Here is a 13,454-nt window from a genome sequence, read left to right as displayed (position 1 = left end):
CTTTCATCTGGTCCGGTGTTCCAGATAGAGGGCCAGTTCCCTGAGAAAAGCGCTACTCTCTCCAAACCGATCCAGAGACGAAATAGCCCGTTCGGTCCTCTCCTTCAGGTTCCTCATAGCGTCTTCCATGCCGGAATCGCTTACGAACGTCCTCTTGCCGTGAGCTTCGTCTTTCCCCAGAGATTTGCCAAGCTCTTCTTGATCGCCCTTCACGTCCAGTATATCGTCGGCTATCTGAAAAGCCACTCCGAGTTCCAGACCGTAACTCTCCAAAGCCTCCAGATCCTCAGAACTTCCTCCCGACAGGATGGCCCCTGTGATCAGGGACGTCCTGATCAAAGCAGCCGTCTTCAAGGTCGATATCTCCGTAGGAGAACTACAGTCCTTCTCGGATCCCTCCGACTCCATATCCAGAACCTGTCCCCCACAGATACCGCCGGGACCTATAGATCTGGCAAAGTGTGCGATCGCCTTGACGACGTTCTCCCTGGAGATCTCCGAGGAAAGCTCTGTCAGAGGGAGCTCGAAGGCCTGACACAGAAGGGCGTCTCCTGCCAATATAGCCAAGGCCTCGCCGTAGACGACGTGATTGGTAGGCTGTCCTCTTCTGAGGACATCGTCGTCCATAGCGGGGAGATCGTCGTGTATCAAAGATGCGGTGTGGACCATCTCCAAGGCCATGGCCATGGGCAGAACCAGGTCGGACCTTCCTCCTAAAAGCTCCGCAGCCGCCATGCAGAGCACGGGACGAAGCCTCTTGCCTCCAACCTTGAGAGAGTAGACCATGGCATCCCACATAAGAGGGGGAACGCCCTCTGGACGAGATCCCACCCAATCTTCCATATACTTCTCAAAGATCTCTTTTTTATCTTTCAGCTCTCTTTTCAGGATATCAGCGTCCGCCATCTTCCGTTACCCCTTCCAATACGACTGGTTCCTGTCCTTTATCGGTAACCATGGATATGCGCTGTTCAGCTTCGGAAAGAAACCCCTTGGCCTCGGAGACCAAGGATACCCCTCGTTCGAAAAGCTCCAGAGAATCCTCCAAAGGAAGTTTTTCCGTCTCCAATTTATGTACGATTTCCTCTAAAAGGGTCATCTTTTCGGAAAATCTCATATTCACACTCCCCTAGCTGTAAAGAATCGTTGTCCCTTTCGGCTCTTATATGGTACAATGCTCCAGTCGATTTGAACCTATGTAAGGAGGCCACTATATCATGTCTAAGGTGTGCGACTGTTGCGGAAAGGGGCCGGTAACGGGCAACTCCGTAAGTCACTCCCACAGGAAGACCCGCAGGCGCTGGCTTCCCAACCTTCATTCCGTTAGGGTTGATCTCGGTGCCGGCGAAACGAGAAAGCTTCGTATATGCTCTCGCTGTCTTCGTTCCGGTAAGGTTAAGCGGGCCCTCTAGGGGCCCGCTTCCTTTTTAGGAAAAATCCCCTTCCGTCTCCCAAGTAACGTAGATTCCTAGAGCGCCCTTCTCGAGGCTTACCGGTATTTCCTCTACATCGGGCAAGATCACGTTGCTTACGGCATAGGGGTTCTCTCGCCTCAGGGAAGCCCCCGAGAGAGGCCACTTCACCCCGGAGACCGATACTCCCTCAGCCTTGTCGGACAGGGCCAGCAGAGATAGGGCCTTAGGCTCATTTTTGTCTTTCAGGGAGATCGTGCAGGAGTCCCCTCCCTTCAAGAAAAACATCAACTCTCTGTGATCGGCTAAGACGATCGGACCATGTGGGAATATATCCGCCTCAAAGGCAGACATCACCAGACTCCAAAGATGATCGAACCGACCTCCCCAACATCCGGTTATTATCAGATATCCTGACGGATCTTGCCTGTCTCTCTCTATGGACAACTGAAGATCCGTAAAATCCTTGTCAGCGGGATGCCGTTCCAAAGGAACGGCATTTTTTTGCAGCCAATCGAAGGAGGAACGAGATAAACTGTCGAAATCACCTAGACATAGATCGGGGACGATACCTGCCTTCATGCAGGAGTCGGCACCGGAATCCACCGCCCATAGCTCTCGGCCGCGACAGAGGTCTGTGAGCCAGGAAGATATCGGTTTTCTACCTCCCGCGACCATGACCCTTCCTCTCTTCCCTTCGTTAAGACCCTCTAAAGACAGGCTTACACGGGGCAGTTCGACAGCTTTTCTGGCTTCGTCGTCAGAGATATTCCTCAAGTATTTCCTCCGCCCTTTCTTCGTCGACGTAGATCTCCCTGGGTTTAGATCCATCTTGAGGACCTATGATCCCCATCTGCTCCATAGTATCTATCATCCTGGCGGCCCTGGTAAATCCTACCCGCATCTGTCTTTGCAATCTGCTGGCCGAGGCGATGCCACTGCCGAGGACGAACCTGATAGCCTCTTCCAGTCTATCGTCGTAGGAGAAATCAACGTTACGTCCTCCTTTGCCGTTTTGTTGGTCCTCGAGCTCGACGTATTCGGGATCCCCAAAAGAACGTCGAAGAGAGTCTATGACCTGTAAGGTGGTATCCTCGTCTATAAAAGGAGACTGGATCCTTATGGGTCTTGGGAATTTAGTGCTGGAAAAAAGCATATCGCCTTTACCTAAAAGTTGCTGTGCTCCCGTTACGTCGATTATCGTCCTGGAATCGGTCTGTGACGGAAGGGTGAAAGCCACTCTGGCGGGGACGTTGGCTTTTATCAACCCCGTGATGACGTTGACGGATGGTCTCTGAGTGGCCAATATCAGATGGATACCGGTAGCTCGAGCCATCTGAGCCAGACGACAGATAAAATCCTCCACCTCTTTGGATGCGGTGAACATCAGATCGGCCAACTCGTCCACCACTATCACTATATGGGGCAGCCTGTCTTTCGGGAGTACTTTTTGATTGTATCCCGACAGCTGACGCACCCTTGTCCTGGCAAAGACCTCGTATCGTCTCTCCATCTCACGGACAGCCCAACCTAAAGCGTGTATCGCCTTTTGGGGATCTACGATCGGTTTTGCCAAGACATGAGGAAGTTTTTCGTATATAGCCATCTCGACTCGCTTGGGATCGACCAGTATAAAACGCAGCTCCGCAGGTGTTCTGGTTGCGCACATGGCGGTTATACAGCTTGTAACGAAGACGCTTTTACCCGAACCGGTCGTCCCAGCTACCAGGAGATGAGGAAGTTCCTCTAATCCCACAACCAAGGGGGATCCGTCTACGCGAAATCCCAGTGGAAGAGGGAGGATCACGTCGGAATCCGAAAATTCTTCGGATTCCATCACGGAACGGAGCGTCACAGGGCGCCTTTTCTTGTTGGGGACCTCGATGCCTACGTAGGATGTCCCGGGGATGGGGGCCTCCACCCTCAAAGACGGGACAGCCAAGGCCACGGCAATATCCTTGCTCAACCCCGCGACCTTGCTGACTTTAACCCCCGGAGCCAATTGGATCTGATACTGTATGACAGTAGGTCCCTCGACGGTACGGGCCAGCTCGGCGTCCACTCCGAAACTGGAAAGAGCGCTCACGATGTCCAAACCTTTTTGGCGGAGTATCATCGGATCGTTTCTAGGATCTCCGGTCTCTCCTGGGCCGAAAAGATCCATCGGCGGAGGAAATGGACCGGTAGGATCAGTCTCCTCCTCCGGGAGATCTTCCTCGTCGATTTCGTCATCGTCCAACTCGTGGTTCTCCTCGCGGGAGACGGTAGATGCGTCGGAAAAGGACCGTTTTTCCTCGTCATTTTCCTCGTCAGAGAAGCAAGATTCCTCCTCGTTATCGTCGGAGAGAACCTCCTCCCGATAATCCTCTACGGGAAAACTCTCTTCCTCCTGGTCCTCATATAGGTCGCCATCGAGAAGTTCGTCCGAATTCTCGGGGGACACCGTCCTTATGGATATCTCTGGAACCGGCTCGTCTTCCCAGTCCAATGAGACGTCCTCGGAGGAGTCGTATTCATCGGCAAGCGGCCTCCTTGGCAACCTGGCCCTGAACCGAAGTACCATGCCCTGAATCCAGCCGAGGACGGCCTCGGGCCTAATTGCAGAGATACCGTAGAGATAGGCCGATAACGCCGTCAAGGAAATGCCTACTATCAGCGTGCCCAAAGCCCCTATCCACTCTACCGACAACCCTGCCAGCATGGTTCCCATGATACCCGGGGTCAGAACTCTGGGCTGGGGGCCAGTCATGGACATTATCCCGGTCAAGATTGCCCCACAGATAAAGAGAAGCCCAGTCCCTCCGATCTGTCTGAGAGGGGAAGTTATCTTTCTGCCGGTTCCTAGGGCAAAAAGAGAATAGGCCAGAAAGAACAAGGGAATAACAGTAGCTCCTCCGGAAAGACCTAGAATGAAGTCTCCTAAAGACCGTCCCCAAAGTCCGGTCCAAGGACAGACGAGGGCCCCGACCAAGTAGACGACGAGGAAAAAGGAAAGCATGAAAAACAGACGGAGGGCCAAGATTCCTCCGGTTTTCTCGTCTTTTCTCCCCGATCTTCTTTTCTTCCTTCTTATAATCACGCGATCTTGATCCTGTTCGTTATTCAAGGGCATTAATCTGTCGAACTCCCTCCCACGGTTATATTTTCAACTAAAAGGGCCGGTTGTCCGTCCGTTACGGGGACACTCTGACCACCCTTCCCGCACATACCGGGAAGGAATCGAAGATCCGTTCCGACTCCGACTACACGTCGAAGAACATCAGGACCGTTGCCGGTCAATATGGCACCTCTTACCGGAACGGTCACCTTGCCACCTTTGACCAGATACCCCTCCGTAACGTGGAAGACGAAGTCACCGGAAGTAGGGTTTACCTCTCCTCCGCCCATCTGTCTGACCAGCAAGCCGTTGTCCACCGATCCCAGTAGTTCATTCATAGTGGTCTCTCCCGGTTCGACGAAGGTATTGCTCATCCTGGTCTGAGGGGGCACTCTGTAGGACGATCTCCTGCCGTTTCCCGTCAAGGGGAAGCCTGTTCTCTCTGAAGTCTCCCTATCGGTCATATAGGCCTTGAGCACCCCTTTATCGACCAGTAAGTTTCTTCTCGAAGGAGTCCCCTCATCGTCGACCTCGAAACTTCCATATAGACCGGGTATAGAGCCATCGTCGACGATAGTAACTGAAGGAGACGCTATAACCTCTCCGATTCTGTCTCTGTAAACGGAGAAATCCTTTTCGACTATATCGGCTTCCATGCCGTGTCCGCAGGCTTCGTGGATCATGGTACCCCCGGCCTCTCCTGCGAAGACGACATCCATGGCCCCGGCAGGACACAGAGTGGCCTCCAGCATGGTTTCGGCTGTCCGCAAGGCATCCGAGGCGATCTCGTCAAAATCGTATTTCCTTAAAAGGCCGTCGATATCGGTCATCTGGGCTACTACCCTCGATCCGGTCTGAAGATCTCCGTCCTTCTCGGCCACTATGTTGACGCTGTACATGGAATAACGTCTTTTATCTCTACAGACGGAACCGTCCTCTCTAATTATGAGAACGTTTTTCTCCGAAGACGAAAAAGCCAGACTTACCTGAGCCACCTTGGACGACAGAGACCGAATTTTCCTATTAAGCCTGATAAGCTCGTCCCCCATCGAGATAGGAGGCAACACGGGGGTTACCAGTATAGAGTCACCTTCTGGGACCCTCCCTGACTTGTCCCCCCTGAGGATGGATATCTCTTCCATGGCCGTCCTTAGGGCGTTTCCATCGGTGCCGTTCCTGCTGGTGTAAATCGTCTCCTCTCCTCTTAGAAGCCTCACACCTACGCCGGAGGAGCTGGAGGAGCCTATGTCCTCCAGCCGTCCATCGTCCAAAGTCATATGATGCCCTGAAGAGCTCTGTAGGTAAAGATCCCCTAGAACTATTTCAGATCGGGAGCATAGGGAGGACCAATAATCCCTCAGTGAATCCATAAAGACTGTCATCGAGATTGGCCTTTTCTGTCCTTTTGACTCGGGACGAGTACGGGCCTCAGTATAGGAGAGATTCCCTTCGGGAGGTAAAATCGACCGTTCCCGTAACCGCTCCGTACGGAAAACCAGCCACATCCAGGCAAGACTATGTCGAGCCCGACGTGAAAATCCTCCATGTATTCGACGTAGTCCGGGCCCTCCAGGGAGGCCCAACAGCTCGAACAGGGAAGAGAGAAAAGGTCCTCCCTGTAGGGAGCCAGAAGTTCATGCAATCGATCTTCGGTGGTCCGATGGAAGATCATCTCGTCGGCGGCAAAGGCCTCCACCTTTATCCATCCTCGTTCTCCCGCATCGTCTACGACAAACCAGCCGATAGCACCTAAAGACAGACATTGTCCCGGTTTGAGCACGGTGGAATAACTCTGAAGTTTTTTCTGTGGTATCAGCCCGGTCAGACAGTCAGCACACAGCTTCCCTAGCCATGGGTTGACCTCCTTCAGTCCCGGCACGTCTACGTAGGTGATGGCGCTATGGCGACTCTTTACCTGGGTTATCCCTAAAGTAGTTCCAGGGAGCCGGGAGATAGTGGGAGTATCGTCCCCCGTCAGTCCGCTCAGAAGGGTGCTTTTCCCTACATTAGTGGTTCCGAGAAGCAATATTTTACTTCCCGGAGGAAAGGCATCCTCTATCCTATTTCTAAGATCTCTGACTGATTTCCGGTTCAAGGCGGACAGAGGGTGTATTCTATGGAGCGGCACCGATAGCCTTTCGGAAGCCCAGGAGGCTATTTCCCCTGGAGTGATCCACTTGGATAATACGTCACATTTATTTATAACGACGAAAACCGGCTTGTTGAGATCGGCCACCCAATCCAAGGCACTGGAGGATATCTCGAACTGGCATATGTCCACTACGAGAAAGATCGCGGAACACCCAGAGACTTCCCTGGAGATGTCTCTTTTTATAGAGCTGTCCTTTATGGAGGCTTTTTTGAAAACCCCGTAGTGTTTCATCTGAAAGCATCTTTTGCATATTACGTTACCATCGGGGTCTTTACCCTCCGGGAGATAACCTGCCCCATCAGGATCGTTTCTCTGAAAACGGGCACCACACCCGGGACATCTCTTATCCTTTAAGTCTTCCATGAGGTTCCCCTCCTCGATCTCTCGGATCGTCAATTACGGACCTTTCTTATAGCCCTTCTATGCTGTTCATAGGTGCGGGAGAAGACATGACCTCCCGTACCGTCCGCCACATAGTAGAGATAACCGTGTTCATCCGGCGATAACACCGCTTTCCACGATGCAGCCGAGGGTATGCATATCGGAGAAGGCGGCAAGCCCGGTATCCTGTATGTATTGTAAGGGGAATCGACCTTCAGATCCTTATAGGAAACCCTCTTGACATCTCGTCCCTTAAGCTTCAAGGCATAGACGACGGTGGCGTCTATCTGTAAGGGCATTCCCCTTTTCAATCTGTTTTCTATAACTCCGGCGATTACGGGACGCTCCTCGTCTTTAAGGGATTCCCTCTCCACCAGAGATGCCTTTATGGCCAGATCGAAGACGTCTTTCGACGCTTTCGGCATGCGTTTCCCCAGCAGATTCCACCATAATCTCGAGGCCTGAGAGACAAGAGACTCCGGATTCAGTTCCGGTAGATGGTATGTCTCGGGGAGAAGATAGGCCGCTCTGTAAACAGGCACGGACGGCAGTAGGTCCACCATATCTTCGGGAAAAAAACTCTTGGAAAGCTGCATCTCGTTATCTCTAGATACGTAATTTTCCTCGAACGGAAAATAGTCGCCCAGTGGAGTTCCGGGGATCAAGGTTATCTTGAACTGTAACGGCTCCTGATTTAACAGTTGTTCCACGACCCTCCAGCTGGGCCCTGGGATTAGGCTGTAAAGTCCCGGCCTTAGTTTTCTGTCCAGTCCGGATCGGACCATAAAACGGATCAGATTTCCCCTGCTGACAGATATTCCTTCGTCGACGAGATCCTCCGCTATTCGAGATGCCCTTACTCCAGGAGAGATCCGAAAATCGACCGCAGGAGACGAACGAAAGGGCATAACACATACATCGTACCACCAATCGGGAAACATAAGCCACAACGTCGTCGCCGATATGGATACGATCAAGGAAATCATAAAAAAACACCTAAAGACCAACTTCTTTTTTACCTTCATCGGAGCCCTCAGTATATAAACATAGCATCGCCAAAGGAAAAAAAGCGGTACGCCATAGATACCGCCTCTTTATAGGCGTTCAATGTTCTCTCTCGTCCAGCGAAAGCTGATACCAACATCAACAGGGTGCTCTGAGGCAGGTGGAAATTGGTGATCATAGCGTCCACTATCTTAAACTCGAACCCAGGATATATAAACAAAGACGTATCCCTCTCCCCGGAAAGCAGGACTCCCGAATCCCCCATGGACTCCAAGGTCCTGACCGATGTGGTCCCTACGGCCACTATTCGTCGTCCTTGAGCCTTCGCTTCGTTTATACGATCGGCTGTATAGGAAGAGATCTGACATCTCTCCCGATGCATCGGATGATGCCTCAAGTCCTCTTCTTTCACTGGTCGAAAGGTCCCCAGTCCCACCTGGAGGGTTACATCCAGTATCTCGACACCTTTTTTTTCTATCCGCTCTATAAGCTCAGGGGTAAAGTGTAAACCGGCGGTAGGAGCCGCAGCAGAGCCTACTTTGTTGGCGAAGACTGTCTGATAGGCTTCGGGGGAGGCATTCGAATCGGTTATATAGGGAGGAAGCGGCACGGTTCCCACTTTATCTAAAAGAGATGGAACATCCACGTCATCAGGGAAGGTCACAGATCTCAGCCCCTCCGGCCTGATACCGTCCACCTTGACAATGGTCCCATCGGAAAGCTGAACAGAGATTCCCGGCTTCAGCCTTCTACCTGGGCGTACCATAGCTTCCCAGGTCTGACCGGATAATCTGGAGAGCACCAGAATCTCGACCTCAGCCTCTCCCTCGACCTTTTTGCCCTTCAGTCGAGCCGCCATAACCTTGGTATCGTTCCTCACCAAAACGTCGTCAGGCCTTAGATATTCTACAAGATCGGAAAAGACCCTGTGATCCAGGCTTCCATCCTCTCTGGAGAGGACCATCAATCGAGAGCTATCCCTGGGGTCCGCAGGGTTTTGAGCTATGAGTTCCTCCGGCAGTCGGTAATCGTAAGAGGATACCTTGAATATGTTTTCTTCCATGAAAAAGAACGAGCCTCCAATTTTTTTTACGTTGCTTCCTGTATGGGTAGATCCCTATCGGAGACCGTCCGACGAGACTACCGTACCGGGATAATAATACTCCACTATCCTCTTGGCATCCCATCCAGCCAACGCCAAGGCTCTAGCCCCCCACTGAGATAAACCTACTCCATGCCCCCAGCCCGTCCCCTCCAAAAGGAAGGTCCCGTTGGACCGTGAATAACCGCTATTGGGAAAAGAAGACGGCTTCTGAACTTTTCGAGTCACGGTTCCCCGCCTCTTATCCAGAAGTTCCCTTTTTTTAGCCGGATCGACCAACATGGCTATCAATTCTTCCGAGGAAAAAGCTCCCTGTTTGGTCAGAGTCATTATCAAAGACTCTTCCTCTAAGGTCAGCCCTTCGTCCGACCTTGCCGACTGGTTCCCTGATTCGATAGAATCGTAAGCCTGGCTTTGCGCCCCGGACACTATCTTGAATGCCGTGCTCTTTACGACCTTGCTTCCCACTACCATACGGAAACGATGACCGGACATTGTCTTGCTGCCCTTCGTTCCCCTCAGGGTCATCGATAGCACTCGGCCCGAACCGTCCAGCGAGTTTATCTTAATATCTGTGACGCTCCCGATGGAATAGCCGCCTCTGGCGAGTGCCTTGCCCAGCTGGGATCCGCTGAGGCTGATCGACCATCTGGAATGAGGAGAGTTGGAGGGAACAGGGTCCTTCACAGGCCGAAGGTAGGGAACGGAGCCTCCCCAGACGTTCTCCGACGCTGCGGTCATACCTCCACTGTCGGAGTGAAAGAAGGTCTTGGCCAGAGTCCCTCCGTATTTCACCACCATGCCCGTCGTCTCTCTTACGGCTCGGTCCGTCACAGGATCATGGGCGTTTATTCCCCTGTAGGCCTGACAGTGAGGGGTGGCACATACATCGTACCCCTTGGCGCCATGACGGCCTATGGATCTCAAGGCGTAGGTTCTGGAGATGATGGCTTGCACCTTCAGAGCCTCCATGGGCCATTTGGGATTGGCCTCCATTTTAAGCACACCTCGAAGGTAACTCTCTATGTCGAGGACGTTCACCACCGATAGTCTGCCGCCTATCGATATCAGAGAAAAAGACCCTAGATAAGGTCTTTTTTCGTATACTATGGGCGACGAGGAGACGACCGTGACAGGAGAGACCATGGATCGCCCCTGGCACATCAGGCGATGCCCTGAAACGGAAAAAGAGAGCCCTTTTTTTCCGGAAAGGACCGTTCCGCTTTTATCCGACGCCTTTAACGGAGCGGAAGAATAGAGGGAAACGGTGGATTTCCCCTCGCCCAACCCCACTTTTATATTTCTGCTGGCAAGTATGGGAGAGGCAAAATAAAGGGAAACGAAGGAAATAACCGTCAAAAACAAGACGGTTATACTGTATCTATTCTGCTTCATTCTGTATCCTCCTCTGTAGGTATGGTCAACTGAGAAGAGCGAGGAGGTCGCCGTCCGAGGTATTCATAGGTCCTCGCGGTCGCCTTTCTTCCTCTGGGAGTCCTCTCCAGAAGTCCCAGCTGGAGCAGATAGGGTTCGTATATGTCCTCCACGGTTTGAGATTCCTCGTTTAACGACGCAGCAACGGTAGACAATCCGACTGGACCGCCGGAGAAAAGATCGACCAATGCCTCCAGTATCCTTCGATCCCCGTCGTCGAGACCGAAGCCGTCCAGACCCAACATGGACATGGCTCGTTCGGCAATAGCAGGAGTTATTACTCCGTCTCCCGCGACCTCCGCGACGTCTCTGACCCTCCTGAGGATCCTCAGAGCTATCCTGGGAGTCCCTCTGGATCGACCAGCGATAAGCAAGGCAGCCTCCCCCTCAATGGAGACATTGAGAACCCCGGCTCCTCTGGATATTATCGACGCAAGCTCTTCCGCGGAGTAGAGGCTCAATTGCTCCACTATCCCAAAGCGTGCCCGGAGCGGAGATGTCAACAATCCCAGTCTGGTGGTAGCTCCCACAAGGGTGAACTTTGGAAGAGAAAGACATATATTCCTAGCAAGAGGGCCCTTCCCCACTATGATATGCAAAGAGAAGTCCTCCATAGCCGAATAGAGAACCTCCTCGATACTGCTGTTCATCCTGTGAATTTCGTCGATGAAGAGGACATCGTTGTCCTGAAGGTTGGAGAGTATGGCTGCAAGATCCCCGGTTTTCTCCAGGGCAGGGCCTGTGGTTATCCTGAGATCTCCCCCCATCTCTCTGGCTATGATGCCCGCCAGGGTAGTCTTCCCGAGACCGGGGGGGCCGTAGAACAGAGAATGATCCAACGGTTCCCCTCTCTGTCTGGCGGCTTTGACGTAAATCCTGAGCTTGTTTTTTATGGATTCCTGGCCTGTAAAATCCTCGAGCGATAGAGGACGCAGCGATAGATCGTCGTCTTTTTCGGAGACATCCACTATTCTGTCTTCCATCCGTTCCAATCAACGCACCTCCTATGCTCTGGAATTCAGCTCCCTCAACGCCAGCATGATTAGGTCCTCCACTCCCAACCCCTCGACGGACCCCCTCTTTTTCGCTATTGAGGCCAATGCCTCCGAAGAGGATTGTCTCTGAAATCCCAGGGATTCAAGGGCCTCCATAACGGTTTCCGAGTCCGGAACGGATGTCTCTCGCAAGCCATCGGCAGAGCCTTCCGGAAGGCCTTCTGACATCTTTTCCTGAAGCTCGAAGCAGATCCTCTCCGCCGTTTTCTTGCCTATACCGGGAACTCCGGTCAGGCTGGAGGGGTCGCCGAAAGAGACTGCCTGTACGACCGCCTCGGCCGTCATCCCTTGCAGAACCTGAAGTGCCAGTTTGCCTCCTATCCCCCTCACAGAGAGCAACCTCAGAAAAACGGCCTTTTCCAGTCCATCTGCAAAGCCGAACAAAGTGGGGCCGGCGTCTGAGAACTGTACATGACAATGAAGAGAGACCTCTTTCCCCACGCTGCACAGGGAAGAGGCTTTTCTGCTGAGCTGCATCTCGAAACCGAGGCCGCAGACGTCGACGACGACAACTCGATGGGTAACATCCAATACGGTTCCGGTAACCATCGCCAACATGGAGTCATCTCCTCCCTATAGTGGATGTAGGCAAAAGAGCCAGTCCCGCCAAGGCGATGGCCAAGGCGTCGGCGGCATCGTCCGGTCGGGGAATCTCCTTGAGGCTCAATATAACCTGGACCATCCTCTGGACCTGAGATTTTTCCGCCCTACCGTCTCCGCAGACAGTTATTTTCGCCTCCGACGGTTTCGGTTCCAGGACGAAAAGGTCGTTTTGAGCTCCCACAAGCAGAGCGACTCCTCTGGCCTGCCATACGTTTTCAGCCGTAGTAGTATTTCTCCCGAAATACAGTTTTTCCACTGCCATAAAATGAGGGGAGCAGCCGTTTATCTGCTCCCTCAACCCTCTGTAAAGCTCGTCGAGCCTTTGAGGTACCGACATATCGGGAGGGGTTTCCAGACACCCGAAGGAACAGGCCCTGTATTTACTCCCGATTTGCTCAACTACCCCAAAGCCCATCCGACCTATTCCAGGGTCTATCCCTAGACAGCGAATCGGATCACTCGACCTGGTCCATGATTTCTTCGGGGATATCAAAATTCGAGGAGACGTTCTGAACGTCGTCGTGTCCTTCCAGAAGATCCATAAGCTTAAGGATCTTTCTGGCTTTGTCGGGGTTGGCTATCTTCACCGTGGTTTTCGGAACAAGCTGGCTTTCCGCCTCATCTATGGCGAATCCCTTGGACTCCAGACCTTCTTTGACTTCATCCACGACGGAAGGATCCGTATAGACCACGAAACCTCCGTCGTTTTCAACGTCTTCGGCTCCGGCCTCCAGGGCTGCTTCCATCAGATCCTCCTCGTTCAGGTCGTCCCCTCCGATGTTTATGACCCCTCTGCGCTCGAACATCCAAGCAACACAGCCGGTGGCTCCTAGAGATCCGCCGTTTCGATCGAAGATCATCCTTATTTCAGGAGTCGTACGATTTTTGTTATCGGTCAGGCACTCCACGATAACGGCTACTCCTTCGGGGCCGTATCCCTCGTAAGCCAGCTCTTCATAGGTAGCTCCCTCTATCTCTCCGGTGCCTCTTTTTATGGCTCTCTCTATGTTATTCGAGGGAACGCTTGCTGCTTTAGCCCTGTCGAGAGCGGCTTTCAGACGAATGTTGGTCGCCGGATCGCCTCCTCCCTCTTTAGCGGCTATTATGATGGCCTTGATGAGTTTCTGAAACAGGTTTCCTCTTTTGGCGTCCTGCGCGGCCTTCCTGTGTTTGATATTTGCCCATTTCGAGTGTCCTGACATACGATAAATCA

The 13,454-nt window shown here is 52.6% G+C and carries 14 protein-coding genes; 1 reads left to right on the top strand and 13 read right to left on the bottom strand.

What is annotated here, in order from left to right:
• Positions 1 to 3: 3 nt before the first annotated feature.
• Both L2W48_RS04745 and xseB read right to left on the bottom strand, forming a co-directional pair.
• A complete protein-coding gene (locus tag L2W48_RS04745; protein WP_236098875.1) occupies positions 4 to 906 on the bottom strand; it encodes a polyprenyl synthetase family protein in 903 nt (300 codons plus the stop codon).
• On the bottom strand, positions 893 to 1,117 hold the full coding sequence (xseB, locus tag L2W48_RS04740) for an exodeoxyribonuclease VII small subunit (protein WP_236098874.1): 225 nt from the start codon (positions 1,115 to 1,117) through the stop codon (positions 893 to 895). Before xseB ends, L2W48_RS04745 begins: the two co-directional genes overlap by 14 nt.
• Before the next feature lie 100 nt (positions 1,118 to 1,217).
• On the opposite strand from xseB, the gene rpmB reads away from it, so the two are divergent.
• Positions 1,218 to 1,412, top strand: coding sequence for a 50S ribosomal protein L28 (rpmB, locus tag L2W48_RS04735; RefSeq protein ID WP_005662052.1), 195 nt, complete (start codon positions 1,218 to 1,220; stop codon positions 1,410 to 1,412).
• A gap of 15 nt (positions 1,413 to 1,427) precedes the next feature.
• On the opposite strand, the gene L2W48_RS04730 is transcribed toward rpmB, so the two are convergent.
• The 11 genes from L2W48_RS04730 to L2W48_RS04680 are packed head-to-tail and all read right to left on the bottom strand — an operon-like array spanning position 1,428 to position 13,443.
• On the bottom strand, positions 1,428 to 2,189 hold the full coding sequence (locus L2W48_RS04730) for a thiamine diphosphokinase (RefSeq protein ID WP_236098873.1): 762 nt from the start codon (positions 2,187 to 2,189) through the stop codon (positions 1,428 to 1,430).
• Positions 2,173 to 4,491, bottom strand: coding sequence for an FtsK/SpoIIIE family DNA translocase (locus L2W48_RS04725; protein WP_236114808.1), 2,319 nt, complete (start codon positions 4,489 to 4,491; stop codon positions 2,173 to 2,175). Before L2W48_RS04725 ends, L2W48_RS04730 begins: the two co-directional genes overlap by 17 nt.
• 32 nt (positions 4,492 to 4,523) lie before the next feature.
• Positions 4,524 to 5,879, bottom strand: coding sequence for a TldD/PmbA family protein (locus tag L2W48_RS04720; protein WP_236116502.1), 1,356 nt, complete (start codon positions 5,877 to 5,879; stop codon positions 4,524 to 4,526).
• Between the two features lie 8 nt (positions 5,880 to 5,887).
• Positions 5,888 to 7,024 carry a GTPase gene (locus tag L2W48_RS04715; RefSeq protein WP_236098870.1) on the bottom strand — a complete coding sequence of 379 codons (1,137 nt, stop codon included), beginning with the start codon at positions 7,022 to 7,024 and terminating at the stop codon, positions 5,888 to 5,890.
• Between the two features lie 29 nt (positions 7,025 to 7,053).
• Positions 7,054 to 8,028: an endolytic transglycosylase MltG gene (mltG, locus tag L2W48_RS04710; RefSeq protein ID WP_236098869.1), complete on the bottom strand. Its 975-nt coding sequence runs from the start codon at positions 8,026 to 8,028 to the stop codon at positions 7,054 to 7,056.
• Positions 8,029 to 8,075: 47 nt separating this feature from the next.
• Positions 8,076 to 9,110, bottom strand: a complete 1,035-nt coding sequence (gene queA, locus L2W48_RS04705; protein WP_236098868.1) for a tRNA preQ1(34) S-adenosylmethionine ribosyltransferase-isomerase QueA — start codon at positions 9,108 to 9,110, stop codon at positions 8,076 to 8,078.
• 54 nt (positions 9,111 to 9,164) lie between these two features.
• On the bottom strand, positions 9,165 to 10,544 hold the full coding sequence (locus tag L2W48_RS04700) for a SpoIID/LytB domain-containing protein (RefSeq protein ID WP_236098867.1): 1,380 nt from the start codon (positions 10,542 to 10,544) through the stop codon (positions 9,165 to 9,167).
• A complete protein-coding gene (gene ruvB, locus L2W48_RS04695) occupies positions 10,541 to 11,566 on the bottom strand; it encodes a Holliday junction branch migration DNA helicase RuvB (protein WP_236098918.1) in 1,026 nt (341 codons plus the stop codon). The genes L2W48_RS04700 and ruvB overlap by 4 nt, the downstream gene beginning before the upstream one ends.
• A 21-nt stretch (positions 11,567 to 11,587) precedes the next feature.
• Positions 11,588 to 12,196 carry a Holliday junction branch migration protein RuvA gene (gene ruvA / locus L2W48_RS04690; RefSeq protein ID WP_236098866.1) on the bottom strand — a complete coding sequence of 203 codons (609 nt, stop codon included), beginning with the start codon at positions 12,194 to 12,196 and terminating at the stop codon, positions 11,588 to 11,590.
• A gap of 4 nt (positions 12,197 to 12,200) precedes the next feature.
• A complete protein-coding gene (gene ruvC / locus L2W48_RS04685) occupies positions 12,201 to 12,692 on the bottom strand; it encodes a crossover junction endodeoxyribonuclease RuvC (RefSeq protein ID WP_329604248.1) in 492 nt (163 codons plus the stop codon).
• 4 nt (positions 12,693 to 12,696) lie between these two features.
• Positions 12,697 to 13,443, bottom strand: coding sequence for a YebC/PmpR family DNA-binding transcriptional regulator (locus L2W48_RS04680; protein ID WP_236098864.1), 747 nt, complete (start codon positions 13,441 to 13,443; stop codon positions 12,697 to 12,699).
• Positions 13,444 to 13,454: the final 11 nt, after the last annotated feature.

The sequence above is a fragment of the Dethiosulfovibrio russensis genome (assembly GCF_021568855.1).
Taxonomy (GTDB): domain Bacteria; phylum Synergistota; class Synergistia; order Synergistales; family Dethiosulfovibrionaceae; genus Dethiosulfovibrio; species Dethiosulfovibrio russensis.
Note: the sequence above shows the minus strand (reverse complement) of the source record. Positions and strands in the feature narration are given on the sequence as shown.

Excerpts from the sequence above, each read along its gene's own strand:
- L2W48_RS04745 (WP_236098875.1), bottom strand. The coding sequence starts at position 906 with ATGGCGGACGCTGATATCCTGAAAAGAGAGCTGAAAGATAAAAAAGAG.
- xseB (WP_236098874.1), bottom strand. The coding sequence starts at position 1,117 with ATGAGATTTTCCGAAAAGATGACCCTTTTAGAGGAAATCGTACATAAA.
- rpmB (WP_005662052.1), top strand. The coding sequence starts at position 1,218 with ATGTCTAAGGTGTGCGACTGTTGCGGAAAGGGGCCGGTAACGGGCAAC.
- L2W48_RS04720 (WP_236116502.1), bottom strand. The coding sequence starts at position 5,879 with ATGGATTCACTGAGGGATTATTGGTCCTCCCTATGCTCCCGATCTGAA.
- L2W48_RS04715 (WP_236098870.1), bottom strand. The coding sequence starts at position 7,024 with ATGGAAGACTTAAAGGATAAGAGATGTCCCGGGTGTGGTGCCCGTTTT.
- mltG (WP_236098869.1), bottom strand. The coding sequence starts at position 8,028 with ATGATTTCCTTGATCGTATCCATATCGGCGACGACGTTGTGGCTTATG.
- queA (WP_236098868.1), bottom strand. The coding sequence starts at position 9,110 with ATGGAAGAAAACATATTCAAGGTATCCTCTTACGATTACCGACTGCCG.
- L2W48_RS04700 (WP_236098867.1), bottom strand. The coding sequence starts at position 10,544 with ATGAAGCAGAATAGATACAGTATAACCGTCTTGTTTTTGACGGTTATT.
- ruvB (WP_236098918.1), bottom strand. The coding sequence starts at position 11,566 with ATGGAAGACAGAATAGTGGATGTCTCCGAAAAAGACGACGATCTATCG.
- ruvA (WP_236098866.1), bottom strand. The coding sequence starts at position 12,196 with ATGTTGGCGATGGTTACCGGAACCGTATTGGATGTTACCCATCGAGTT.
- L2W48_RS04680 (WP_236098864.1), bottom strand. The coding sequence starts at position 13,443 with ATGTCAGGACACTCGAAATGGGCAAATATCAAACACAGGAAGGCCGCG.